Origin of the sequence: Streptomyces qinglanensis (genome assembly GCF_900111245.1) — a bacterium.
GTDB lineage: Bacteria > Actinomycetota > Actinomycetes > Streptomycetales > Streptomycetaceae > Streptomyces > Streptomyces qinglanensis.
Genome location: NZ_FOGO01000016.1, coordinates 42,660 through 65,130 on the forward strand (window position 1 = coordinate 42,660; position 22,471 = coordinate 65,130).

Here is a 22,471-nt window from a genome sequence, read left to right on the forward strand (position 1 = left end):
CTTGCGGAGCACCTTCACCTGTGAGCACTCAACCCCGCCGGGGCGGCAACCGGTACCGGCGCCCCCGCAAGGACCCCGTCCGCATCCTCGCCTTCGAGGCGCTGCGCGCGGTGGACGAGCGGGACGCCTACGCGAATCTCGTCCTGCCGCCACTGCTGCGCAGGGCCAGGGAGAAGGACCCGGCACAGGGCGGACTGGACGCGCGGGACGCCGCGCTGGCCACCGAGCTGGTCTACGGAACGCTGCGCCGCCAGGGCACCTACGACGCGATCATCGCCGAGTGCGTCGACCGGCCGCTGCGCGAGGTCGACCCGCCGGTGCTGGACGTCCTCTCCCTGGGCGCCCACCAATTGCTCGGCACCCGCATCCCGCAGCACGCCGCCGTGAGCGCCACCGTGGAGCTGGCCCGGGTGGTGCTGGGCGACGGGCGGGCGAAATTCGTCAACGCGGTGCTGCGGCGACTGACCGCGCACGACCTCGACGGCTGGCTGGAGCGCATCGCACCGCCCTACGACGAGGACCCGGAGGAGCACCTGGCACTGCGGTACGCGCACCCGCGCTGGGTGGTCTCCGCACTGTGGGATGCGCTGGGCGGCGGACGCGAGGAGATCACCGCGCTGCTGGAGGCGGACAACGAACGGCCCGAGGTCACCCTGGTGGCCCGGCCGGGGCGGGCCACCACCGAGGAGCTGTACAGCGCCGCGCGGGCCACCGGCGAGGCCGTGCCCGGCCGTTGGTCGCCGCACGCGGTACGGCTGGCCGAGGGCGGTGAGCCCGGTGCGCTGGAGGCCGTGGCCGAGGGCCGGGCCGGAGTCCAGGACGAGGGCAGCCAGCTCGTCGCGCTGGCCCTGGCCGAGGCGCCCGTGGACGGTGCCGACGCGCGCTGGCTGGACGCGTGCGCGGGCCCCGGCGGCAAGGCGGCGCTGCTGGGCGCGCTGGCGGCCGAGCGGGGCGCCGCACTGCTCGCGTCCGAGAAGCAGCCGCACCGCGCCCGGCTCGTGGAGCGTGCCCTGCGGGGCAACCCGGGCCCCTGGGCCGTGGTCGCCGCGGACGGCACCCGCCCCGCCTGGCGGCCCGGCAGCTTCGACCGGGTGCTGGTCGACGTGCCCTGCACCGGGCTGGGGGCGCTGCGGCGCCGGCCCGAGGCGCGCTGGCGGCGCCGCCCGGAGGACCTGGCGGGCTTCGCGCCGCTGCAGCGGGCGCTGCTGCGCCAGGCGTTGGAGGCGGCGCGGGTCGGAGGCGTCGTCGCGTACGTGACCTGTTCGCCGCACCTGGCCGAGACCCGTGCCGTGGTGGACGACGTCCTGCGGGAGCTGGCCAAGGAGGGGGCGACGGCCGCCGAGCGACTGGACGCGCGCCCGCTGCTGCCCGGCGTCCCGGACCTGGGCGCGGGCCCCGACATCCAGCTCTGGCCGCATCTGCACGGCACCGACGCGATGTATCTGGCGCTGCTGCGCCGCACCGCGTGATCACCTCGAACGCACACACGGAATACTGGTAGTCATGGCTCAGATCAACCCCAGCATCCTGTCGGCAGACTTCGCGCGCCTCGCCGAGGAGGCGCGGCGGGTCGAGGGCGCGGACGGCGCCGACTGGCTCCACGTCGATGTGATGGACAACCACTTCGTGCCCAACCTGACGCTGGGCACGCCGGTGGTCGAGTCGCTGGGCCGGGCCACGGACATCCCGCTGGACTGCCATCTGATGATCGAGGAGCCCGACCGCTGGGCGCCCGCCTACGTGGAGGCCGGCGCCGGCTCGGTCACCTTCCACGCGGAGGCCGCGGCGGCACCGGTGCGGCTGGCCCGCGAGATCCGGGCCAAGGGCGCGCGTGCCTCCATGGCGCTGAAGCCGGCCACCCCGATCGAGCCGTACGAGGATCTGCTGCCGGAACTGGACATGCTGCTGGTCATGACGGTGGAGCCGGGCTTCGGCGGGCAGGCGTTCCTGGACATCATGCTGCCGAAGATCCGCCGGACCCGGCAGCTCATCGACAAGCACGGGCTGCAGATGTGGCTGCAGGTGGACGGCGGCGTCTCGGCCGCCACGATCGAGCGGTGCGCGGAGGCGGGTGCCGACGTGTTCGTGGCCGGTTCGGCCGTCTACGGGGCCGAGGATCCGGCGGCGGCCGTCCGGGCGCTGCGGCGGCAGGCGGCAGCGGCGGCGGGGCCCGCCGGGGAGGGCCGGGAGTGAGGACGGTCACCATGGGCCGGGGATCTGCAAGGATGAACGCGCGGCGCGTGAGCGCCGGCAGCGCGGACACAGCAAGACAGTGAGGTGAGAGCGGTGTCGTCGGGGCGATCCACGCGAATGGGACCCGCCGAACTCATGCAGGCCGCGGCGATGGCGCGCCGCTTCTACCTGGAGGGCAAATCCAAGATCCAGATTGCCGACGAGTTCGGGGTGAGCCGCTTCAAGGTGGCCCGGGTCCTGGAGACCGCGCTCGAACGTGACCTGGTACGCATCGAGATCCGGGTCCCGGCCGAGCTGGACGCCGAGCGCTCGGACGCGCTCCGCGCCCGCTTCGGCCTGCGGCACGCGGTCGTCGTCGAGTCGCCCACCGAGGCCGTGGACGACGCGGCGGACCCGGAGAACCTCGGCGAGGTCGCCGCGGATCTGCTCGGCGAGCTGGTCACCGACGGGGATGTGCTGGGGCTGGCCTGGGGCCGTTCCACCATCCACATGGCGACCGCCCTACGCCAGTTGCCGCCCTGCACCGTCGTGCAGTTGACCGGGGTCTACGACGCCGGTACGGCCGACCGCGGCTCGGTGGAGGCCGTACGGCGGGCGGCCGAGGTGGCCGGCGGGGAGGCGCACCCGGTCTACGCGCCGATGCTGCTGCCGGACAGCGCCACCGCCGCCGCGCTGCGCAACCAGACGGGCATCGCCCGGGCCTTCGAGTACTTCGACAAGGTCACCGTGGCTGCCGTCTCCATCGGTTCCTGGGAGCCGGGGATCTCCACGGTGCACGACATGCTCAGCGCGCAGGAGCGGGACCACTACTCGTCGCTGGGGGTGGCGGCGGAGATGTCGGCGCACCTCTTCGACGTGCAGGGCCGCCGGATCGGCCGGGACCTGGGGGAGCGCTGCATCACCGTGGAGGCCGAGCGGCTGCGCCGGATCCCGGAGGTCGTCGCCATCGCCGGGGGGCACCGCAAGGCCGCGGCCATCGGGGCGGTGCTCCGCTCCGGCCTGGTCACCAGCCTGGTCACCGACACCGCGGCCGCCGACTGGCTGTTGAACGAGGAACAACCGGGGCCGCGCCCCGCGTTGGAACGTACGGACCCGGACAGTACCGCCGCTTCCCAGTAGGTTCGCGAAAGGCAGCCAGCCATGACGACCAAGAGCACCAAGCTGCCGGGGTTGGGCAAGCAGTACGACATCACCACCCGGACCGGCCGGCACATCTCGGTGGTGGCCCACCAGGACGGCCGCAGGTTCCTCGGCTTCTACCGGGAGGACGACCCGGACGCCTGCCAGGCCACGGTGCAGCTCGACCACGAGGAGGCCGCCTCCCTCGCGGAGATCCTCGCCCCGGGGGAGAGCCCGCGGCTGGGGACCTGCGAGATGGAGATCGACCTGGTCACCGTCCGGATCCCGATGTCGGGGCAGTCCCCCTACAGCGGGGAGCCGCTGGGGGCGACCCAGGCGCGGACCCGCACCGGCGCGTCCATCGTCGCGGTGCTGCGGCGGACCGGCGCGGTGCCCTCGCCGACCCCCGACTTCCGGCTGGAGGCGGGCGACACCCTGGTCGCGGTCGGCACCCGGGAGGGCGTGGACGAGCTGACCCGGATCATCGCCGGTACCTGAGCAGCACCGCTTCCGCGGTCCGGTCCCGCCGGGGCCGTGCGCCGCCCCGGACAGCCGCCCGACCACGGACAGCCGCCGGACGACTGAAAGGCCCTCTGTGCACGACACCACCGTTCTGCTGATCGAACTCGGCGCCGTCATCCTGGGCCTGGGACTGGTGGGCCGCTTCGCGGGCCGCATCGGCCTCTCCCCGATCCCGCTGTATCTGCTGGGCGGCCTGGCGTTCGGGCAGGGCGGTCTGTTCCCGCTGACCGCCAGCGAGGAGTTCATCGAGGTCGGCGCCGAGATCGGGGTGATTCTGCTCCTGCTGCTGCTCGGCCTGGAGTACAGCGCCTCGGAGCTGGTGACGAGCCTGAAGACGCAGTACCCGTCCGGGATGGTGGATTTCGCGCTGAACGCGGTGCCGGGCGCCGTGGCCGCCCTGCTGCTGGGCTGGGGCCCGGTGGCGGCCGTGGCGCTGGCGGGCGTCACCTGGATCTCCTCCTCGGGCGTCATCGCCAAGGTCCTCACCGACCTGGGCAGGCTCGGCAACCGGGAGACACCGGTGATCCTGGGCGTACTGGTGATCGAGGACCTGTCCATGGCCCTCTACCTGCCGCTGCTCACGGCGCTGGTGGCCGGGCTCGGCCTGGCCGGGACGAGCCTCGCGATGATCGTCGCGGTCGGGACCGTGGGCATCGTGCTCTTCGCGGCGCTGCGGTTCGGCCGCCACATCAGCCGTGCCGTCAGCTCCGACACGCCCGAGATGCTGCTGCTCGTCGTCCTCGGGCTGACCCTGCTGATCGCCGGGATCGCCGCGAAGCTCCAGGTCTCGGCCGCCGTCGGCGCCTTCCTGGTGGGCATCGCGCTCTCCGGCGAGACGGCGGAGAACGCACGCAGCCTGCTCACCCCGCTGCGCGACCTGTTCGCGGCCGTCTTCTTCGTCTTCTTCGGGCTCAACACCGCGCCCGCCGAGATCCCCCCGGTGCTGCTGCCCGCGCTGGCGCTGGCCGCGGTCACCGTCGTGACCAAGGTGCTCACCGGCTGGTACGCGGCGGGCCGGGCCGGGGTGGGCAGCAGGGGCAGGCTGCGGGCCGGCGGGGCGCTGGTGGCGCGCGGCGAGTTCTCCATCGTCATCGCGGGGCTGGCCGCGGGCACGGATCCCCGGATCACCCCGCTGGCCACTTCCTATGTGATGATCATGGTGATCCTCGGTCCGCTGACGGCCCGCTGGACCGAACCGGCCGTCGGTGGACTCAAGCGGCTGGTGGACGCCCGCCGTACCCGCCGGGATCCGACCGGCCCCGACGCGGTGCGCTGCGAGGAGGCGGCGCTCCCGGACGCGGAGGGGGTAGCGGACCCGGTCGGCGGCACCGGGCACCCGTCCTGAGCGGAGCGCCCTCCCCGGCCCCCGGCTGCGGTCACTCCCTGTACGGATCCGCCGGGCTCCTTGTCACGGCCTCGTACGATCCCACCAGCCTGATTCCGCTACTCCGGTGGATCGTCCGCCCTCGCCCGGGTGAGCGGACGTGGGAGACTGAAGTACGTGCGTTTTCTCAATGATCAGCGGCCCCCGTACGACCTGACGTACGACGACGTCTTCATGGTGCCCAACCGCTCCGCGGTCGGCTCCCGGCAGGCCGTCGACCTCTCCTCGCCCGACGGCACGGGCACCACCATCCCGCTGGTGGTCGCCAACATGACCGCCATCGCCGGGCGCCGGATGGCCGAGACCGTGGCCCGCCGCGGCGGGCTCGTGGTGATCCCGCAGGACATCCCGATCGACGTCGTCACCGAGGTCATCGGCTGGGTCAAGCAGCGGCACCACGTCCTCGACACCCCCATCACCCTCGCGCCCACCCAGACGGTGGCCGACGCGCTCTCGCTGCTGCCCAAGCGGGCGCACGGGGCGGGCGTCGTCTGCCGCGACGGCCGGCCCGTCGGCGTCGTCACCGAGTCGGACCTGACCGGCGTCGACCGCTTCACCCAGCTCTCCGAGGTCATGACGGCCGAGCCGACGGTGCTCGACGCGGACATCGACCCGCGCGAGGCGTTCAACAGGCTCGACGCCGCCCACCGCAAGTTCGCGCCCGCCGTCGACGCCGACGGGAAGCTCGTGGGCATCCTCACCCGCAAGGGCGCGCTGCGCGCCACGCTCTACACCCCCGCCGTCGACTCCGGCGGATCGCTGCGGATCGCCGCCGCCGTCGGTATCAACGGCGAGGTCGCGGCCCGGGCCGAGGCCCTGCTGGCCGCAGGGGTCGACACCCTGGTGGTGGACACCGCGCACGGCCACCAGGAGGGCATGCTCGAGGCCCTGCGGGCCGTCCGCGCGCTGGACCCGGCCGTGCCGATCGCGGCCGGCAACGTGGTAGCTGCCGAAGGAGTGCGCGATCTCGTCGAGGCGGGCGCCGACATCGTCAAGGTCGGCGTCGGTCCCGGCGCCATGTGCACCACCCGGATGATGACCGGCGTCGGCAGGCCGCAGTTCTCGGCCGTGCTGGAGTGTGCGGCCGAGGCCCGCAGGTTCGGCAAGCACGTATGGGCCGACGGCGGAGTGCGGCACCCCCGCGACGTCGCCATGGCGCTGGCCGCCGGAGCCTCCAACGTGATGATCGGTTCCTGGTTCGCGGGCACCCACGAGTCCCCGGGCGACCTCCAGCAGTCCGCCGACGGGCGGTTCTACAAGGAGTCCTTCGGGATGGCCTCGGCACGCGCCGTGCGCAACCGGACCGCCGAGGAGTCCGCCTACGACCGGGCCCGCAAGGGGCTGTTCGAGGAGGGCATCTCCACCTCCCGGATGTTCCTGGACCCGGCCCGCCCCGGCGTCGAGGACCTGATCGACTCGGTCATCGCGGGTCTGCGCTCCGCGTGCACCTACGCGGGCGCGGCGACGCTGGCGGAGTTCGCCGGGAACGCCGTCGTCGGCGTGCAGAGCGCCGCGGGCTACGCGGAGGGCAAGCCCCTGCACGCCAGTTGGTGACCCGGCCGGCCCGCGCCGGGGGCCCGCCCCGTGGCAGTGTCCCGCCTCCTGGCGCCGGCCGGACCGCGCGGCGCGGCCCCGGGACGCCCGCCGCGCCGCGGACGGTGCGCCTCGGAGTCGCCGGTCGCCCGTGACCAGGGCGGGCGCTCCCGGTGCCCCGGCGCGGCGCCCGCCGTATCCGCCGCGCCGGACCGGTCCCCGCGCCGTGTTCTACTGTCGCCGTGCCACTGAACGATCTCGACGAACGCATCGTCCACGCCCTCGCCGAGGATGCCCGCCGTACGTACGCCGACATCGGAGCCGAGGTCGGCCTGTCGGCTCCCGCCGTCAAACGCCGGGTGGACCGGCTGCGGGAGCGGGGTGCCATCACCGGGTTCACGGTGCGGGTCGACCCCTCGGCGCTGGGCTGGCAGACGGAGGGGTTCATCGAGATGTACTGCCGCTCCCGCACCTCGCCGGAGGACATCCACCGGGCGCTGGCGCACTACTCGGAGGTGGCGGCGGCCTCCACCGTCACCGGCGAGGCCGATGCGCTCGTGCAGGTCTTCGCCGCGGACATGCGGCACTTCGAGGCCGTGCTGGAGCGGATCGCCGGGGAGCCGTTCGTCGAGCGGACGAAGTCGGTCCTGGTGCTCTCCCCGCTGCTCCGGCGCTACACCGCCGGGCCGCCGCTGTGATCCGGGTGTCCCGGCTGTGAGCCAGGACACCCGGCGCAACACATCGCCGATCCGGCGCGGAAGTGCGCAACGAAGTGCGGGTCCTTCCGCAAGATCCGCTGCTTGTGGCGCACCGGGCGCGCCCGTAGCTTCGAATGCGTGCGTATCGCTCTTCTCCAGACCCAGGACCAGCCCGGTTCCCGCGGGCCGGCCGCGCTCGACGCCGCCGCACGGGACGCCGCCGCGCGCGGCGCCCGGCTGCTGGTCACGCCGGAACTCTCGCTCACCGGCTATGCGCTGGAGGACCCGGCCGAGGTCGCGGAGCCTGCCGACGGACCCGCTGCGGCGGCGGTCTCCCGCATCGCCCGCGAGCACGGAGTGGCCGTCGTCTACGGGTACCCCGAGGCGGGCGAGGACGGTGCCGTCCACAACGCGGTCCGCCTGGTCGGCCCGGACGGCGCGGCACTCGCCGACTACCGCAAGACGCACCTGTACGGCACCTACGAGGCCGAGCACTACACCCCCGGCACCCGGCTGCCGGTCCAGGCCGAACTCGACGGGCTCCGGCTGGGTCTGCTGATCTGCTACGACGTGGAGTTCCCGGAGGCCGTCCGCGCGCACGCCCTGGCCGGTACCGACCTGCTGCTGGTGCCCACCGCGCTGATGCGGCCCTACGACACCGTCGCCACGACCCTCGTCCCGGCGCGTGCGGTGGAGAGCCAGCTCTATGTCGCCTACGCCGACCGCGTCGGCCCCGAGGGCGCGTTCGACTTCGCCGGGCTGAGCTGTCTGGCCGCGCCCGACGGCACCGTGCCGGTGCGGGCCGACGGCCGGGCGCCGGCGCTGCTGATCGGCGACGTCGACCCCGAGGTGCTGCGGGCCTCCCGCGACCGCAACCCGTATCTGGCCGACCGCCGCCCCGAGCTCTACGCGCACTGACCCCTCCAGGACGGCCGCGGGCCCCCGCGCAGCCGTCCCGTACTCCCAGGAGCGACATCCGCATGACCTCCACCGTGCCCACCGCTGCCCACGACCACGACGAGCAGCGCACCGCCGGGCAGCAGCCGGCCCAGGGTCCGCTGACCATGTTCGGCCCCGACTTCCCGTTCGCCTACGACGACTTCCTCGCGCACCCGACGGGCCTGGGCGCCGTCCCGCCGACCGAACACGGCACCGAGGTCGCGGTGATCGGCGGCGGCCTCTCGGGCCTGGTGGCGGCGTACGAGCTGATGAAGATGGGGCTCAAGCCGGTCGTCCACGAGGCCGACCAGCTCGGCGGCCGGCTGCGTACGGCGACCTTCGAGGGCGGCGACCCGGCGCTGCGCGCCGAGATGGGCGCCATGCGCTTCCCGCCGTCCTCGACCGCGTTCCAGCACTACATCGACCTGATGGGCCTGGAGACCGAGCCGTTCCCCAACCCGCTGGCTCCCGACACCCCCTCCACCGTGGTCGACCTCAAGGGCGAGCCGCACTACGCGCGCACCCTGGAGGACCTGCCGCCCGTCTACCACCAGGTGATGGAGGCGTGGAACGCCTGCCTGGAGGAGGGCGCCGACTTCTCCGCGATGCAGGAGGCGATACGCGAGCGGGACGTCCCCCGGATCCGGGAGATCTGGTCCCGGCTGGTGGAGAAGCTGGACAACCAGACCTTCTACGGCTTCCTGTGCGACTCCGCGGCCTTCTCCTCCTTCCGGCACCGGGAGATCTTCGGGCAGGTCGGATTCGGCACCGGCGGCTGGGACACCGACTTCCCCAACTCGATCCTGGAGATCCTGCGCGTCGTCTACACCGGCGCGGACGACGACCACCGCGGCATCGTCGGCGGCTGCCAGCAGCTTCCGCTGCGGCTGTGGGAGCACCAGCCGGACAAGCTCGTCCACTGGCCGCAGGGCACCAGCCTCAGCTCGCTGCACCCCGGCGGTGCGCACCGCCCCGCCGTCACCAGGCTGCACCGCACGGCCGGGAACCGGGTGACGGTCACCGACGCGGACGGGGACATCCGCACCTACCGCGCGGCGGTCTTCACCGCCCAGTCCTGGCTGCTGCTGAGCCGGATCGACTGCGACGACGCGCTGCTGCCCATCGACCACTGGACCGCGGTGGAGCGCACCCACTACATGGAGTCCTCCAAGCTGTTCGTCCCCGTCGACCGGCCGTTCTGGCTCGACAAGGACCCGGAGACCGGCCGGGACACGATGAGCATGACCCTCACCGACCGGATGACGCGCGGCACCTACCTGCTGGACGACGGCCCCGGCAAGCCGGCCGTGATCTGCCTGTCGTACACGTGGTGCGACGACAGCCTCAAGTGGCTGCCGCTGGACGCCAACGAGCGGATGGAGGTGATGCTCAAGTCCCTCGGCGAGATCTATCCCGGCGTCGACATCCGCAAGCACATCACCGGCAACCCGCTCACCGTCTCCTGGGAGGACGAGCCGTACTTCCTCGGCGCGTTCAAGGCCAACCTGCCGGGCCACTACCGCTACCAGCGGCGGCTGTTCACCCACTTCATGCAGGAGGAGCTGCCCGCCGACCGGCGCGGGCTCTTCCTCGCCGGGGACGACATCTCCTGGACCGCGGGCTGGGCCGAGGGCGCCGTGCAGACCGCGCTGAACGCCGTGTGGGGCGTCATGCACCATCTGGGCGGCACCACCGACCCGGCCAACCCCGGCCCGGGGGACGTGTTCGAGGAGATCGAGCCGGTGCGGCTCCCGGAGGACTGAGCAACCGGCGACGGAGGCGGGGAGCCCGCGAAGGGGCCTGCGCCTACAGCCCCGCGTCCGTCGCCGCCTCACGCAGCAGCTTCGCGGACTCGATCAGCTCCCGTGCGTCCCGGCACGCCAGCTGCTGGTCCAGCAGTACCTCGTCCACTCCGGCCTGCACCGCGCCCGCCAAGTCCTCGACGATCTGCTCGACGGTGCCCTGGTAGGGGCTGCGCCCTGCGTCGACGGGACGGTCGGTGAGCCGTACGGAGGCCCGCAGGGTGATGGTGAGCTCCGCCGGATCCCGGCCGTGTTCGTGGGCCAGCTCGGCGATGCGGGCGCGGGTGGCGACCACCTGGTCGTTGGCGACCAGCGACGGCAGCCACCCGTCGGCGCGCCGCACCAGCCGGCGCAGCGCACGGTCGTTGCCGCCCGCCAGCAGCACCGGGATCCGGGACGCGGGCTTGGGTCCGACGGCGGACGGGGTGAAGCGGGTGCGTTCGCCCTGGTAGACGGCCGGGTCGGCGCCCCAGACGGCGGCGCACACGTCCAGCAGCTCGTCCAGCGCCGCGCCGCGCGAGGCGTAGTCGACGCCCGCCGCGGCGAACTCGTCGCGGGACCAGCCCGTGCCCAGCCCGGCGACGAGCCGGCCGCCGCTGGCCGCATCGAGCGAACCCAGCGCACGGGCCAGCAGGAACGGCTGGTGCAGCGGGCCGACGAGCACGGCCGAGCCCAGCCGGACCCGCTCGGTGACGGCTGCGGCCAGCGACAGGGTGACCAGCGGGTCGGCGACCGACCTGAAGTACCCCGACCACGGCAACCCGGGCACCAGGTACATGTCGTCCACGGGCTGTTCGGGCCGCATGATCCGCTCCAGCACCCAGACGCTGTCGTAGCCCATCTCGTCGGCCGCGCGGGCCACGGCTGTCACATCGCCGCTCAGGTCGTACGTTCCGGTCTGCGGCAACCCCAGCCCCAGTCGCAGTGCCATCTCACCCTCCGGCGCCTCGTCGAGCTGATCACCCGTCACGTCTCGTCGTCGGCACGGGTGTCGTCCGTCTCCTGCCTACGCCTTCGAGCGCGCTCCAGGCAATGCCGCGCCTTGTCCCGCTGCGCTCAGTGCCACAGCGGCGTCAGCAGGCAGCGGCCCGCGATGCCGACGGTCGCGTCGATCCCCTCGGCCGTCTCCGCCAGCAGTTCGCCGCACCTGCGCAGCCCCCACAGCGCCCGGAACGACACCCAGGCGCCCGCGCGGGCCCGCTCCAGACTCCAGGAACCGACCAGGTGGGTGAGCGGATCGGCCACGTCCAGCAGGTCCGGGCCGGGCATCAGGTCCTCCCGGATGCGCTCCTCCAGCCCCGTCAGCAGTTCGCCGATCCGCTCGAAGTCCGTCTCCAGCTCCGCGGGCACGGCGTGCAGCGCCCGGCAGGTGTCCACCAGCGCCAGTGGCAGATCGTGGCCGATGTGCGCGTTGATGCCCGCCAGCGCGAACTGCAGCGGATGGACGGAGGGATGGCGCCGGAAGCGGAAGAGCGGCCGCCAGCACGCGGGCATCCGCAGCCCGGCCGCCTCGGCATCCACCGCGTCCAGGAAGCGCTGCGCGAACCGGCTGCCCAGCTCCCCGGTGGCGGCCCGGTCCCGGAAGTGCCCGTCGGACAGCCGTCGTTCCAGCTCCTCGGTCACCGACAGGTACACCCGGTTGAACACGGCCACCCCGTCCTGGCGGGGCAGTATGGCGCCGATCTCGCGCATCCGGGCCGTCACATCGGCGATGGGCGCGGCCGTCGCCGCGCGCTGCGCTGGCACCTGCTCGAGGGAGGTCATGCCGGGCAGCCTGACAGCCGCCGGCCCCCGGTGCGGGCAGCGCGGCCCCGGCAGCCCCCGGACGGAGGACGTGTGCCCTCGTTCAATTCCCGTGCACCGCGGACCGGGCGGCACGATACTCCGTCCATGACCATCGAGAGGGCGGACCTGCACACCGAGCGGCTCGTGCTGCACCCGATGACGCGGGAGGAGGCCGAACGCGTCGTGCGGCGCAGGCCCGCAGCCGGGGACCGATGGGGGCCCGAGTATCCCGACGCGATGGATGTGCGGGGCGCCCAGGTCCTGCTGGAGGCGTCCGGCACCGACGGCGGTCACCGGCCGGTCGGCAACTACGAGATCCGGCGGCGCGACGACGGCCGCGCCATCGGCGGCATCGGCCTCGACCGGGCGTCGGGTGCCGCGGATGCCGTCACCGTCGGGTACGGCCTCAACGCCTCGGCTCGCGGCAAGGGGTATGCCGCCGAGGCGCTGCGCGCGCTGCTGGCCTTCGCCTGGTCACAGGGCATCGCCCGGGTCGAGGCCGACGCCGACCTGGACAACCTGGCCTCGCAGCACGTGATGGCGGCGGCCGGGATGCGGCCGGTGGGACAGGACCACCGGGTCCGGTACTTCGCGGCGACGGCCCCCGGCGCCTGCGCGGCCCCTGGTGGACGTACGACCGGCCCCGGCGCACCGGCCGCGGCTCCCGGTGCGGATCAGCTCGGCTCGTCGTAGCCGCTGGTGCCCTCGTCCAGCAGCGGCTGCTGGGTCTTGAGGTGCGGCGGGGCCAGCGCCTTGAGCGCGTGGTAGCCGGTGAGGACGACGAGGGTGCCCAGGGCGATGCCGCCGAGTTCGAAGTCGTCGGTGACCTTCAGGGTGACGCCGCCGACGCCGATGATGATGCCCGCCGCGACCGGGACGAGGTTGAGCGGATTGCGCATGTCGACGGCGTTGTTGATCCAGATCTGCGCCCCGAGCAGGCCGATCATGCCGTAGAGGATCACGGTGATGCCGCCGAGCACTCCGCCGGGGATCGCCGCGACGACGGCACCGAACTTGGGGCACAGCCCGAAGAGCAGCGCGAAGCACGCCGCGGCCCAGTACGCGGCCGTGGAGTACACCCGGGTCGCGGCCATGACGCCGATGTTCTCCGAGTACGTCGTCGTGGCCGGACCGCCGAAGGCCGTCGACAGGACGCTGCCCGCGCCGTCCGCCGCGATCGCCGTGCCCAGCTTGTCGTCCAGCGGATCGCCGGTCATCTCGCCGACGGCCTTGACGTGCCCCGCGTTCTCGGCCACCAGCGCGATCACCACCGGGAGCGCGACCAGCACCGGCGACCAGGAGAAGTCGGGGCCGTGCACGGACGGCAGCCCGAACCAGTCGGCCCGGCCCACGCCGGACAGGTCCAGCCGCCAGTGGTCGACCGTCCTGCCGCTCGCGTCCGGCGAGTGGATCCGGCCGAAGAGCGTGTCGAACGCCCAGGACATCAGATAGCCGGCGACCAGCCCGAGGAAGATCGCGATCCGGGACCAGAAGCCGCGCAGGCACACCACGGCGAGACCGGTCAGCAGCATGGTCAGCAGCGCCGTCCACTGGTCCTGGGGCCAGTAGGTCGAGGCGGTGACGGGCGCCAGGTTGAAGCCGATCAGCATGACGACCGCGCCGGTCACCACGGGCGGCATCACCGCGTGGATGATCTGTGCGCCGAACTTCTGCACGGCCAGCCCGACGAGCAGCAGCACGGCCCCGACCACCAGGATCGCCCCGGTCACCGTGGCGCTGCCGCCGCCCTGGCCGCGGATGGCCGCGGCCACTCCGACGAAGGAGAGGCTGCATCCCAGGTAGCTCGGTACCCGGCCGCGGGTGGCCAGCAGGAAGAGCATCGTGGCCAGGCCGGACATCATGATCGCCAGGTTCGGGTCCAGCCCCATGAGGACCGGTGCCACGAAGCTGGCGCCGAACATGGCCACCACGTGCTGGGCGCCCAGGCCCGCCGTCCGCGGCCAGGAGAGCCGTTCGTCGGGCCGTACCACCGCGCCGGGCGCCGGGACCCGACCGTCGCCGTGCACCTTCCACCGCACGCCGAGCCCGCCGCCCATGTGTTCACTCCCGCTCGCTGCCTGGCTGATTCTGATCGGCCCACATACTAGTTCGACCAGCGCGGTGCCTCTGTACGGCTCCCTCGACGCCCCCGGGACCGGGCGCCGCACCGCGCCGGATCCGCCCGGCCCTCAGGTGCGCAGCACCCGCGCCCCCGCCACCAGCCCCAGCAGCAGGACGGTGACGACGCCGAAGGAGGCCGACAGGGTGGTCGACTCGGCGATCCAGCCGACCGCGGCGGGCGCCGCCAGGCCGGACGCATAGGCCAGGGTGGCCACCCCCGCGATGGCCTGCCCGGGGGCTGCCGCCGCGGTGCGGCCCGCGGCGGCGAAGCACAGCGGGACCACCACGGCGATCCCCACCCCGATCAGTGCGAACCCGACGACGGCCGCGGGCGGCGTGTGTGCCGCGACCACCAGGGCGCCGCCCGCCGCCGCCAGCGCCCCACCCGCGCGTACGGTGGCCACCGGCCCGAACCGCCGCACCACGGCGTCGCCCGACAGCCGGGCCAGCGCCATCGTGCAGGCGAACGCCGTGTAGGCGGAGGCGGCGAGCCCGGGCCCGGCCCCGGTCACGTCCGCCAGGTAGATGCCGGACCAGTCCATCGAGGCGCCTTCGGCGAAGACGGCGCAGAAGCCGAGCAGCCCGATCGCCACGACCCCGCGGGTGGGCGGCGCGAAGCGCGGGGGCGCCTCGTCCTCGCGCTTCGCGCTGCCCACCCGAGCGCTCTCCGGTTGTCCGGGCGGTTCCCGGTCCGGGGTCCACCGGGCCGCGACCACCGCGGCCGCGGCCAGCAGCGGAGCCGCGAGCCCCAGATGCACCCGCGCGTCCAGTCCCGCGTGCGCGGCCAGCACGCCTCCTGCGCCGCCCACCAGCGTCCCCACGCTCCACAGCCCGTGCAGCGAGGACATCACCGACCGCCCGTACTCCGCCTCGACCCGCACCCCCTGGGCGTTCATCGCCACGTCCATCAGACCGAGCCCGCAGCCGTACAGGAACAGTGCCAGGCACAGCCAGCCCAGGGCCGGGGCGAGCGGCGGCAGCACCAGCCCGGCGCAGCAGGCCGGCGAGACCGCGGCCAGCGCCCGGCGGGGCCCGTGGCGGTGCGCCGCGCGCGCGGCGAGCGGCATGGCGGCGGAGGCCCCGGCCGTCATGAAGACCAGCGCCAGCCCCAGCCAGCCGGGGCTCAGCCCGAGATGCTCGCGCAGCCAGGGGATCCGGGTGGCGAACGTACCGCTGGCCGTACCGTGCACGGCGAAGACCACCGAGACCGCCACCCGCCCGGCCCGTGCGGGCTTCGCGGGCCGGGCCGTCGGCGTGCTCGGGGGGCCGCCCGTCCGCGTGGCGGGCCGCCCCGTACCGGTCCGTGGCCCCGCCCCGGCCTTCGGCTCCGCCCCGGCATCCGGCTGCGGGCCGGTTCCCGTCTCCCTACCGGCCCTCGACCCGGCACCGGGATCGGGTCCGTGTGCATCCGTACGCATCCCGTCTCCCCGCCGCACGCTCCGACACCGCACTCCCGGCACGCGTCCGTACCGCCGCCGGGCGGTGGGTCCGCGCGGCCCACGACGGTGATCGTGCCCCGCTCGAACCCCGCTCGAACACCCGTGGAGGACGGGTGGCGCACGCGCTGCCGCGGGGCTGCTGTGAGTCACCGCACAGCAGCCGCCCGCATGGCACCCGTCCCCGCGTGGCAGACTGGGGAGTACCCCCGGCCGAAAGCTGGGGGAGTACCAGTGACGTCAGCGCACTCCGGGGTCGGTGAAAGTCCGAACCGGCGGTTACAGTCCGCGACCCGGCCGCCTCCAGCGGTCGGTTGACCAGGTGAGATTCCTGGACCGACGGTGAAAGTCCGGATGGGAGGCAGTGCGCGGCGGACGCGATCGGTGCGCCGCCGGCCGGCGGCCCCGTTCCGGAGGCTGCGGCCGGACCGGAGCGGAGCCTCCCGTTCCGGCAGGCCGTCCCGACGTGCGTCCGTCACACAAGTTCCGAGCCCCGGAGTCCGTGCCCGAAGAGGCAGGAGGACCCGGTGGCCCCCCACCCCCAGACGCCGCTCGCGCCGCAGGCCGAGCGCGACGCGATGCACCGTGCCATCGCGCTCGCCGCGCGGGGACTCGGCTCCACCAGCCCCAATCCCGTCGTCGGCTGCGTCGTCCTCGACCACGTGGGACGCCAGGTGGGGGAGGGCTGGCACCAGCGGGCCGGCGGCCCGCACGCGGAGATCCACGCGCTGGCCGAAGCGGGCGAGGACGCCGACGGCGGCACCGCCGTCGTCACGCTCGAACCCTGCGATCACACCGGGCGCACCGGCCCCTGCTCGCGCGCCCTCATCGACGCCGGCATCTCCCGCGTCGTCTACGCCGTGCCCGACCCCGGCCCCGGTTCGGCGGGCGGCGCCTCGACGCTCGCCGCCGCCGGTGTCGACGTCGAAGGGGGGCTGCTGGCCGACGAGGCGGCGGCCGGCAACGCGGCCTGGCTGACCTCCGTCCTGCACGGCCGCCCGTACGTCACCTGGAAGTACGCCGCCACACTCGACGGCCGCACCGCCGCCGCCGACGGCTCCAGCCGCTGGATCACCTCCGCCGAGGCCCGCGCCGACGTGCACCGGCTGCGCGCCGAGTCCGACGCCGTCCTCGTCGGCTCCGGAACCGCCCGCGCCGACGACCCGCACCTGGCCGTGCGCGGAGTGCCCGGCGCGACCCAGCCGCTCCGCGTCGTCGTCGACACCGAGGCCACCGCCGTGCGCGCGGGCGCCCGCGTCCTCGACGGCGCCGCGCCCACCCTGATCGCCGTCGCCCGCGACGCGGACACCGCCGAACTGGAGGCCGCCGCCGACGGCAGCCCGGCCGAGGTGCTGCGGCTGCCGCGGGCGGCCGGTGACCGGGCCGGACTCGACCTGGACGCGCTGCTGACCGCCCTGCACACCCGCGACGTGCGCGCGGTCCTGCTGGAGGGCGGCGCCACCCTCGCCGCCGCCTTCGTCGCCGCGGGGCTGGTCGACCGGGTCGTCGGCTATCTCGCCCCCGTGCTGCTGGGCGCGGGGCCGCCCGTCCTGGGGGACGCCGGAATCAGCACCATCGCGCAGGCGTTGCGGCTCACCGTGAGCGACACCCTGCGCATCGGCCCCGACCTGCGGATCACCGCGGTCGGCAGCACCGCCCACCCGACCGACCGCCCGTCCGCCGCCGTCGCCGGGCAGCCCGAGCAGACCGAGGAGTCCTGAGTGTTCACCGGAATCGTGGAAGAACTGGGCGAGGTCGTCGCCGTCGAGGACCGGGGCGGCTCCGCGCGGCTGCGGCTGCGCGGACCGCGCGTCACCGCCGACGCGCGGCACGGCGACTCGATCGCCGTCAACGGCGTGTGCCTGACCGTCGTGGAGACCCGCGACGGCGAGTTCACGGCCGACGTCATCGCCGAGACGCTGGAGCGCTCCAGCCTCGGCGCCCTCACCACGGGCTCGCCCGTCAACCTGGAGCGCCCCATGGCGCTGGGCGGGCGGCTCGACGGCCACCTCGTCCAAGGGCACGTCGACGGCACCGGCACCCTCACCGCACGGCAGGACGCGGACAGCGGTACGGACCTCACCATCGGGCTGCCCGAGGGACTGGGCCGCTACCTGGTCGAGAAGGGGTCCATCACCGTCGACGGCATCAGCCTCACGGTCGTGGAAGCCACCGACACGTACTTCACGGTCTCCCTGATCCCCACCACGCTCGCCCTCACCACGCTCGGCACCAAGCAGCCGGGCGACCCGGTCAACCTGGAGGTCGACGTCCTCGCCAAGTACGTCGAGCGGCTGCTGGGCCCGACCGCGCAGGGCGTCCCGCAGCCGCCGCGCCCCGGCGGTGCGGCACCCTCGCAGCAGAGCGGCGCCGCACAGCAGAGCGGGGCGGCGCGATGAGCGGCCTGCACTGGCTGAACCAGGAGGCGTTCGCCGCCTTCGGGCAGCACGTCATCTGGTCCGACATGCTCGGCAACCTGATGGGGCTGCTCGGGCTCGCGCTGGGCTGGCGGCGCTCCATAGCCACCTGGCCCGTGCAACTGCTGTCCGGGCTGATCCTCGTGGGCGCCTTCGCCTCAGCCCAACTGGCGGGCGGCGTCGGCAAGCAGCTCCTGGTCATCGGAGTGGCGCTGTGGGGCTGGCGGCAGTGGGGGCGCGGCCGGCGGCAGGCGCAGGACGGCTCCATCGCCGTACGGTTCGCCACCTGGCGGGAGCGGGGCCTGCTCGCCCTCGGCACCGCGCTGGGCACGGCCGCCGTCGGCACCCTCTTCACCCTGGTGCCCGCCCTCTCCTGGAGCCCCTGGGCCGACGCCTACATCTTCGTCGGCACCCTGGCCGCGATGGTGGCCCAGGCCCGCGGGCTGGTGGAGTTCTGGCTCGCCTGGCTGCTGGTGGACGTGGTCGGGGTGCCGCTCGCCTTCAGCAGCGGCCTGGCCTTCTCCGGCCTCGTCTACGTCGTCTACCTCGCCCTCGTCCTGTGGGGGCTGCGTGCCTGGTGGCAGCGCTCCCGCGAGGAGGCGGGCGCGCGGGCCGCCGCCCGCCCCGAGCACGCGCTGCACTCGGCCGGAGCTGTGCTGTGAACGCGCCGTACCCCGCCCCGGCGCACCGCAAGGAAGGAGCACGCCCATGACCGCGCTGCCGAACTGGTACGACGCGCCCCCCGCCCCGCGATCCCCGTCCGAGGCGGAACCGGCCGACCCCGGGGCGGTGTTCGGGCTCGCGCTCGACCCCGTCGAGGAGGCGGTCCGCGACATCGCCGAGGGCCGCCCGGTCGTGGTCGTCGACGACGAGAGCCGGGAGAACGAGGGCGACCTGGTGGTGGCCGCCGAGCTGATCACGGCCGAGACCGTCGCCTTCATGATGAGCGAGTGCCGCGGCCTGATCTGCACCCCCATGGAAGGGGGTGACCTCGACCGGCTCGCGCTGCCCCAGATGGTCGCCGAGAACACCGAGTCCATGGGCACCGCCTTCACCGTCTCGGTCGACGCCACCGGCGCGCACGGCGTCACCACCGGCATCTCCGCCGCCGACCGGGCCGCCACCATCCGGCTGCTCGCCGACCCCGGCACCGCACCGGCCGACTTCGTCCGGCCCGGGCACGCCTTCCCGCTGCGGGCCAGGCCCGGCGGTGTGCTCGCCCGCGCCGGGCACACCGAGGCGGGCGTCGACCTGGCCCGGCTGGCCGGGCTGCGCCCCGCGGCCGCCATCGTGGAGATCGCCGGCGAGGACGGCACCATGCTGCGGCTGCCCGAACTGGTCCCGTTCGCACGCAAGCACGGGCTGCGGATCATCTCCATCGAGGACCTGATCGCCTACCGCCGCTCCGCCGAGCCCACCGTGCGGCGTGAGGCGACGACCCGGCTGCCCACCCGGCACGGCGACTTCCGTGCCTACGGCTACCGCTCCGTCGTCGACGGGGTGGAGCACATCGCGCTCGTCGCCGGCGATCTCACCGGCCCGGGTGACTCCGCACATCCCGCCGACGGCGAGGACGTGCTCGTACGAGTGCATTCCGAGTGCCTGACGGGCGACGTCTTCGGCTCCCAGCGGTGCGACTGCGGACCCCAGTTGGAGGCGTCCCTGGAGCGCGTCCAGCAGGAGGGCCGCGGCGTGGTGCTCTACCTGCGCGGACACGAGGGCCGCGGCATCGGACTGCTGTCCAAGCTGCGCGCCTACGAACTGCAGGAACGGGGCCGCGACACCCTCGACGCCAACCTCGAACTGGGGCTTCCGGCCGACGCGCGCGACTACGCGGCCGCCGCGCAGATCCTCACCGACCTGGGGGTGCGGTCCCTGCGGCTGATGACGAACAACCCGGAGAAGACGGCCGCGATGGAGCGGCACGGCCTGCGCGTCACCGGACGGGAGCCGATGCCCGTGCAGGCGGGCGAGCACAACCTGCGCTATCTGCGTACCAAGCGCGACCGGATGGGCCACGACCTGCCCTGGCTGGACGCCGAGCGCAGCTCACCCTGCGGCACCCAGTGACCACGCCGGGCCCGGATCCGCGCAGGCTCCCCCGCCCCGCGGATCCGGGACACCGGCAACACCACCACCACACAGCACACGACACACGCACGAGGAGCACCGTGAGCGGCAAGGGCGCACCCGAACTGACCGTCAAGAACTGCCAGGACCTGCGGGTGGCCGTGGTCGCCGCGCAGTGGCACCAGCAGGTCATGGACGGCCTCGTCGACGGCGCCCTGCGCGCGCTGGGCGAACTGGGCATCGACGAGCCCACCCTGCTGCGCGTCCCGGGCAGCTTCGAGCTGCCCGTCGTCGCCAAGGTCCTGGCCGACCGCGGCTACGACGCGATCGTGGCGCTCGGCGTCGTCGTCCGGGGCGGGACCCCGCACTTCGACTACGTCTGCCAGGGCGTCACCCAGGGGCTCACCGAGGTGTCGGTGCGCACCGGCGTCCCGATCGGCTTCGGCGTGCTGACCTGCGACGACGAGGAGCAGGCGGTGGCCCGCGCGGGACTTCCCGGCTCCACCGAGGACAAGGGGCACGAAGCCGTCACGGCCGCCGTGGCGACCGCCGCGACGCTGCGCACGGTCGCGGAACCCTGGCGGTGAGCGCTCCCCGCCACCGCGTAGGGTGAGAGGCACCATGGCGAACAAGACATTCGAGCAGCTCTTCGCCGAGCTGCAGCACAAGGCCGCCACCGGCGACCCCGGCACCTCCCGCACCGCCGAGCTCGCCGCGCAGGGCGTGCACGCCATCGGCAAGAAGATCGTGGAGGAGGCCGCCGAGGTCTGGATGGCCGCCGAGCACGAGGGCGACGCACGCACGGCTGAGGAGATCTCGCAGCTCCTCTACCATCTGCAGGTGCTCATGGCCGCCAAGGGCCTCTCCCTCGACGACGTATACGCTCACCTCTGAGACCCGGCACGACTTTCTGCCGCCGCACGAACAAAGGAAGCTCCCGCATGCTGCGCATCGCCGTCCCCAACAAGGGTTCCCTCTCCGGACCTGCGGGGGAGATGCTGCATGAGGCCGGGTACCAGCAGCGCAAAGCCAGCAAGGAACTCGTGCTGGTGGACCCGGAGAACGACGTCGAGTTCTTCTACCTGCGCCCCCGCGACATCGCGATCTACGTCAGCTCCGGGCGGCTGGACATCGGCATCACCGGCCGCGACCTGCTGCTGGACTCCGGGGCGCGGGCCGAGGAGGTGCTCCCGCTCGGCTTCGCCCGCTCGACCTTCCGCTACGCGGCCAAGCCCGGCACCGTCAGCACCCTCGACGATCTCGCCGGGCTGACGGTCGCCACCTCCTACGAGGGCATCGTCGCCAAGCACCTGGCGGACAAGGGCATCGACGCCTCGGTCGTCCACCTGGACGGCGCGGTGGAGACGGCCATCGAGCTGGGTGTGGCCCAGGTCATCGCGGATGTCGTGGAGACCGGCACCTCGCTGCGGAACGCGGGCCTGGAGATCGCGGGCGAGCCGATCCTGGAGTCCGAGGCCGTCGTCATCCGCCGGACCGGAGCCGATCCGCACGGGCCCAAGGTGCAGCAGTTCCTGCGCCGTCTCCAGGGCGTCCTGGTGGCCCGCAGCTACGTGATGATGGACTACGACATCCGGGCCGAGCACCTGGAGCAGGCCGTCGCGCTCACCCCCGGACTGGAGTCCCCGACGATCTCCCCGCTGCACGACCAGGGCTGGGTGGCCGTCCGCTCCATGGTGCGCACCACCGAGGCGCAGCGGATCATGGACGACCTCTACGACCTGGGCGCCCGGGCCATCCTCACCACGGGCATCCACGCCTGCCGCCTGTGACCCGCCACCGGAGCAGCTCATGACCGACAGTCCGCGGGTGCCCGCGCTTCCCGTCACCTTCCGGCCCACCCGCACCCGCGCGGTGCTGCTGAGCGCGGGGCTCGCCGCGTTCGTCGTCATCACCGCCATCTCGCTGATGCTCCAGCTCGGCGGCGGCGAACGGGCCAGCTTCATCTGCACCGCCGCGCTCTTCCTCGGCGTGCTGGTGCTGCTCAGCCGCCCCCGGGTGACCGCGGACGAGGACGCGGTGACAGTCGTCAACCTCACGACCAAGCGGCGCCTCGCCTGGGCGCAGGTGCTCGCCGTCCATCTGCGGCCCGGTGACCCCTGGGTCTCGCTCGATCTGGCCGACGGCACCAGCCTGCCCGCGATGGGCATCCAGCCGGGTATCGCCAAGCAGCAGGCCCTCGCCGACGCGCGGGCCCTGCGGGCCCTGGTCGACCTCAAGGGCGTCCCGGACGGTGCCCCGAACGGAGTACCGGGCGACGCCGCGGGCGAGACGGGGTCCGGGACCGGAAAGTAGCGGCCCGGCCGCTTGCCGCGGCAACCCCGGCGCGGCGCCGCGCGTCTTCGCGAGGTGCGGCCCAGTGTCTACTCTGGAGCACACCGGCGTGAGCCGCCCCGCGCTCGCGCGGGCACCTGCGAACCGAGGAGTGAGACCC

General features: G+C 73.9%; 22 protein-coding genes and 1 riboswitch. Of the genes, 18 read left to right on the forward strand and 4 right to left on the reverse strand.

The features are described from left to right. The first annotated feature begins 20 nt into the window (after window positions 1–20). From BMX65_RS26765 to BMX65_RS26805, 9 genes are all read left to right on the forward strand, one after another. A complete protein-coding gene (locus BMX65_RS26765) occupies window positions 21–1,469 on the forward strand; it encodes an RsmB/NOP family class I SAM-dependent RNA methyltransferase (protein ID WP_075002932.1) in 1,449 nt (482 codons plus the stop codon). A gap of 34 nt (window positions 1,470–1,503) precedes the next feature. Next, complete coding sequence (gene rpe / locus BMX65_RS26770) at window positions 1,504–2,193, forward strand: ribulose-phosphate 3-epimerase (protein WP_075002933.1); 690 nt, start codon at window positions 1,504–1,506, stop codon at window positions 2,191–2,193. Between the two features lie 117 nt (window positions 2,194–2,310). Further along, on the forward strand, window positions 2,311–3,312 hold the full coding sequence (locus tag BMX65_RS26775; RefSeq protein WP_177214355.1) for a sugar-binding transcriptional regulator: 1,002 nt from the start codon (window positions 2,311–2,313) through the stop codon (window positions 3,310–3,312). 21 nt (window positions 3,313–3,333) lie between these two features. Then, on the forward strand, window positions 3,334–3,810 hold the full coding sequence (locus BMX65_RS26780) for a cation:proton antiporter regulatory subunit (RefSeq protein ID WP_075002935.1): 477 nt from the start codon (window positions 3,334–3,336) through the stop codon (window positions 3,808–3,810). A 97-nt stretch (window positions 3,811–3,907) separates the two neighbouring features. Next, entirely contained in the window at window positions 3,908–5,179 is a 1,272-nt protein-coding gene (locus BMX65_RS26785) for a cation:proton antiporter (protein WP_075002936.1), read from the forward strand. A 156-nt stretch (window positions 5,180–5,335) separates the two neighbouring features. Next, window positions 5,336–6,772, forward strand: a complete 1,437-nt coding sequence (locus BMX65_RS26790; protein WP_075002937.1) for a GuaB1 family IMP dehydrogenase-related protein — start codon at window positions 5,336–5,338, stop codon at window positions 6,770–6,772. A 221-nt stretch (window positions 6,773–6,993) separates the two neighbouring features. Further along, a complete protein-coding gene (locus BMX65_RS26795) occupies window positions 6,994–7,449 on the forward strand; it encodes an Lrp/AsnC family transcriptional regulator (RefSeq protein WP_019356172.1) in 456 nt (151 codons plus the stop codon). 138 nt (window positions 7,450–7,587) lie between these two features. After that, window positions 7,588–8,367, forward strand: a complete 780-nt coding sequence (locus BMX65_RS26800; protein ID WP_075002938.1) for a carbon-nitrogen hydrolase family protein — start codon at window positions 7,588–7,590, stop codon at window positions 8,365–8,367. Between the two features lie 62 nt (window positions 8,368–8,429). Next, window positions 8,430–10,151, forward strand: a complete 1,722-nt coding sequence (locus BMX65_RS26805) for a flavin monoamine oxidase family protein (protein ID WP_075002939.1) — start codon at window positions 8,430–8,432, stop codon at window positions 10,149–10,151. A gap of 43 nt (window positions 10,152–10,194) precedes the next feature. On the opposite strand, the gene BMX65_RS26810 is transcribed toward BMX65_RS26805, so the two are convergent. Together BMX65_RS26810 and BMX65_RS26815 are read right to left on the reverse strand one after the other, a co-directional pair. After that, complete coding sequence (locus BMX65_RS26810) at window positions 10,195–11,121, reverse strand: TIGR03619 family F420-dependent LLM class oxidoreductase (RefSeq protein WP_075003014.1); 927 nt, start codon at window positions 11,119–11,121, stop codon at window positions 10,195–10,197. Window positions 11,122–11,246: 125 nt separating this feature from the next. Continuing rightward, window positions 11,247–11,954, reverse strand: coding sequence for a DUF5995 family protein (locus tag BMX65_RS26815; protein WP_075002940.1), 708 nt, complete (start codon window positions 11,952–11,954; stop codon window positions 11,247–11,249). A gap of 126 nt (window positions 11,955–12,080) precedes the next feature. On the opposite strand from BMX65_RS26815, the gene BMX65_RS26820 reads away from it, so the two are divergent. Then, window positions 12,081–12,668 (forward strand): GNAT family N-acetyltransferase, encoded by a 588-nt coding sequence (locus BMX65_RS26820; RefSeq protein ID WP_075002941.1) that lies wholly within the window; start codon window positions 12,081–12,083, stop codon window positions 12,666–12,668. Here the strand turns inward: BMX65_RS26820 and BMX65_RS26825 are convergent. Both BMX65_RS26825 and BMX65_RS26830 read right to left on the reverse strand, forming a co-directional pair. Continuing rightward, complete coding sequence (locus BMX65_RS26825) at window positions 12,650–14,032, reverse strand: uracil-xanthine permease family protein (protein WP_075002942.1); 1,383 nt, start codon at window positions 14,030–14,032, stop codon at window positions 12,650–12,652. The two genes, BMX65_RS26820 and BMX65_RS26825, sit on opposite strands and share 19 nt — an antisense overlap. Window positions 14,033–14,164: 132 nt before the next feature. Then, complete coding sequence (locus tag BMX65_RS26830) at window positions 14,165–15,514, reverse strand: MFS transporter (protein ID WP_075002943.1); 1,350 nt, start codon at window positions 15,512–15,514, stop codon at window positions 14,165–14,167. A 259-nt stretch (window positions 15,515–15,773) separates the two neighbouring features. Next, window positions 15,774–15,904, forward strand: a riboswitch (FMN riboswitch). A 155-nt stretch (window positions 15,905–16,059) separates the two neighbouring features. Here BMX65_RS26830 and ribD point away from each other — a divergent pair. From ribD to BMX65_RS26870, 8 genes are all read left to right on the forward strand, one after another. Continuing rightward, entirely contained in the window at window positions 16,060–17,253 is a 1,194-nt protein-coding gene (gene ribD, locus BMX65_RS26835) for a bifunctional diaminohydroxyphosphoribosylaminopyrimidine deaminase/5-amino-6-(5-phosphoribosylamino)uracil reductase RibD (protein WP_075002944.1), read from the forward strand. After that, window positions 17,254–17,931, forward strand: coding sequence for a riboflavin synthase (locus BMX65_RS26840; RefSeq protein WP_075002945.1), 678 nt, complete (start codon window positions 17,254–17,256; stop codon window positions 17,929–17,931). Continuing rightward, window positions 17,928–18,611: a nicotinamide mononucleotide transporter family protein gene (locus BMX65_RS26845; protein WP_075002946.1), complete on the forward strand. Its 684-nt coding sequence runs from the start codon at window positions 17,928–17,930 to the stop codon at window positions 18,609–18,611. The genes BMX65_RS26840 and BMX65_RS26845 overlap by 4 nt, the downstream gene beginning before the upstream one ends. 46 nt (window positions 18,612–18,657) lie before the next feature. Continuing rightward, window positions 18,658–20,019, forward strand: a complete 1,362-nt coding sequence (locus BMX65_RS26850; RefSeq protein ID WP_239501876.1) for a bifunctional 3,4-dihydroxy-2-butanone-4-phosphate synthase/GTP cyclohydrolase II — start codon at window positions 18,658–18,660, stop codon at window positions 20,017–20,019. A gap of 101 nt (window positions 20,020–20,120) precedes the next feature. Then, window positions 20,121–20,606 carry a 6,7-dimethyl-8-ribityllumazine synthase gene (gene ribH / locus BMX65_RS26855; RefSeq protein ID WP_075002947.1) on the forward strand — a complete coding sequence of 162 codons (486 nt, stop codon included), beginning with the start codon at window positions 20,121–20,123 and terminating at the stop codon, window positions 20,604–20,606. A 34-nt stretch (window positions 20,607–20,640) separates the two neighbouring features. Then, window positions 20,641–20,913, forward strand: a complete 273-nt coding sequence (locus BMX65_RS26860) for a phosphoribosyl-ATP diphosphatase (protein WP_019356185.1) — start codon at window positions 20,641–20,643, stop codon at window positions 20,911–20,913. A 47-nt stretch (window positions 20,914–20,960) separates the two neighbouring features. Next, window positions 20,961–21,809, forward strand: a complete 849-nt coding sequence (gene hisG, locus BMX65_RS26865; protein ID WP_075002948.1) for an ATP phosphoribosyltransferase — start codon at window positions 20,961–20,963, stop codon at window positions 21,807–21,809. A 19-nt stretch (window positions 21,810–21,828) separates the two neighbouring features. After that, entirely contained in the window at window positions 21,829–22,332 is a 504-nt protein-coding gene (locus BMX65_RS26870; protein WP_075002949.1) for a PH domain-containing protein, read from the forward strand. Window positions 22,333–22,471 lie beyond the last annotated feature (139 nt).

Bases quoted from the DNA above. Each gene is read 5' to 3' on its own strand.
- BMX65_RS26860 (WP_019356185.1), top strand. From the start codon at position 20,641: ATGGCGAACAAGACATTCGAGCAGCTCTTCGCCGAGCTGCAGCACAAG.
- hisG (WP_075002948.1), top strand. From the start codon at position 20,961: ATGCTGCGCATCGCCGTCCCCAACAAGGGTTCCCTCTCCGGACCTGCG.
- BMX65_RS26870 (WP_075002949.1), top strand. From the start codon at position 21,829: ATGACCGACAGTCCGCGGGTGCCCGCGCTTCCCGTCACCTTCCGGCCC.
- rpe (WP_075002933.1), top strand. From the start codon at position 1,504: ATGGCTCAGATCAACCCCAGCATCCTGTCGGCAGACTTCGCGCGCCTC.
- BMX65_RS26780 (WP_075002935.1), top strand. From the start codon at position 3,334: ATGACGACCAAGAGCACCAAGCTGCCGGGGTTGGGCAAGCAGTACGAC.
- BMX65_RS26830 (WP_075002943.1), bottom strand. From the start codon at position 15,514: ATGCGTACGGATGCACACGGACCCGATCCCGGTGCCGGGTCGAGGGCC.
- BMX65_RS26825 (WP_075002942.1), bottom strand. From the start codon at position 14,032: ATGGGCGGCGGGCTCGGCGTGCGGTGGAAGGTGCACGGCGACGGTCGG.
- BMX65_RS26815 (WP_075002940.1), bottom strand. From the start codon at position 11,954: ATGACCTCCCTCGAGCAGGTGCCAGCGCAGCGCGCGGCGACGGCCGCG.
- BMX65_RS26805 (WP_075002939.1), top strand. From the start codon at position 8,430: ATGACCTCCACCGTGCCCACCGCTGCCCACGACCACGACGAGCAGCGC.
- BMX65_RS26810 (WP_075003014.1), bottom strand. From the start codon at position 11,121: ATGGCACTGCGACTGGGGCTGGGGTTGCCGCAGACCGGAACGTACGAC.
- BMX65_RS26775 (WP_177214355.1), top strand. From the start codon at position 2,311: ATGGGACCCGCCGAACTCATGCAGGCCGCGGCGATGGCGCGCCGCTTC.
- BMX65_RS26845 (WP_075002946.1), top strand. From the start codon at position 17,928: ATGAGCGGCCTGCACTGGCTGAACCAGGAGGCGTTCGCCGCCTTCGGG.
- BMX65_RS26850 (WP_239501876.1), top strand. From the start codon at position 18,658: ATGACCGCGCTGCCGAACTGGTACGACGCGCCCCCCGCCCCGCGATCC.
- BMX65_RS26820 (WP_075002941.1), top strand. From the start codon at position 12,081: ATGACCATCGAGAGGGCGGACCTGCACACCGAGCGGCTCGTGCTGCAC.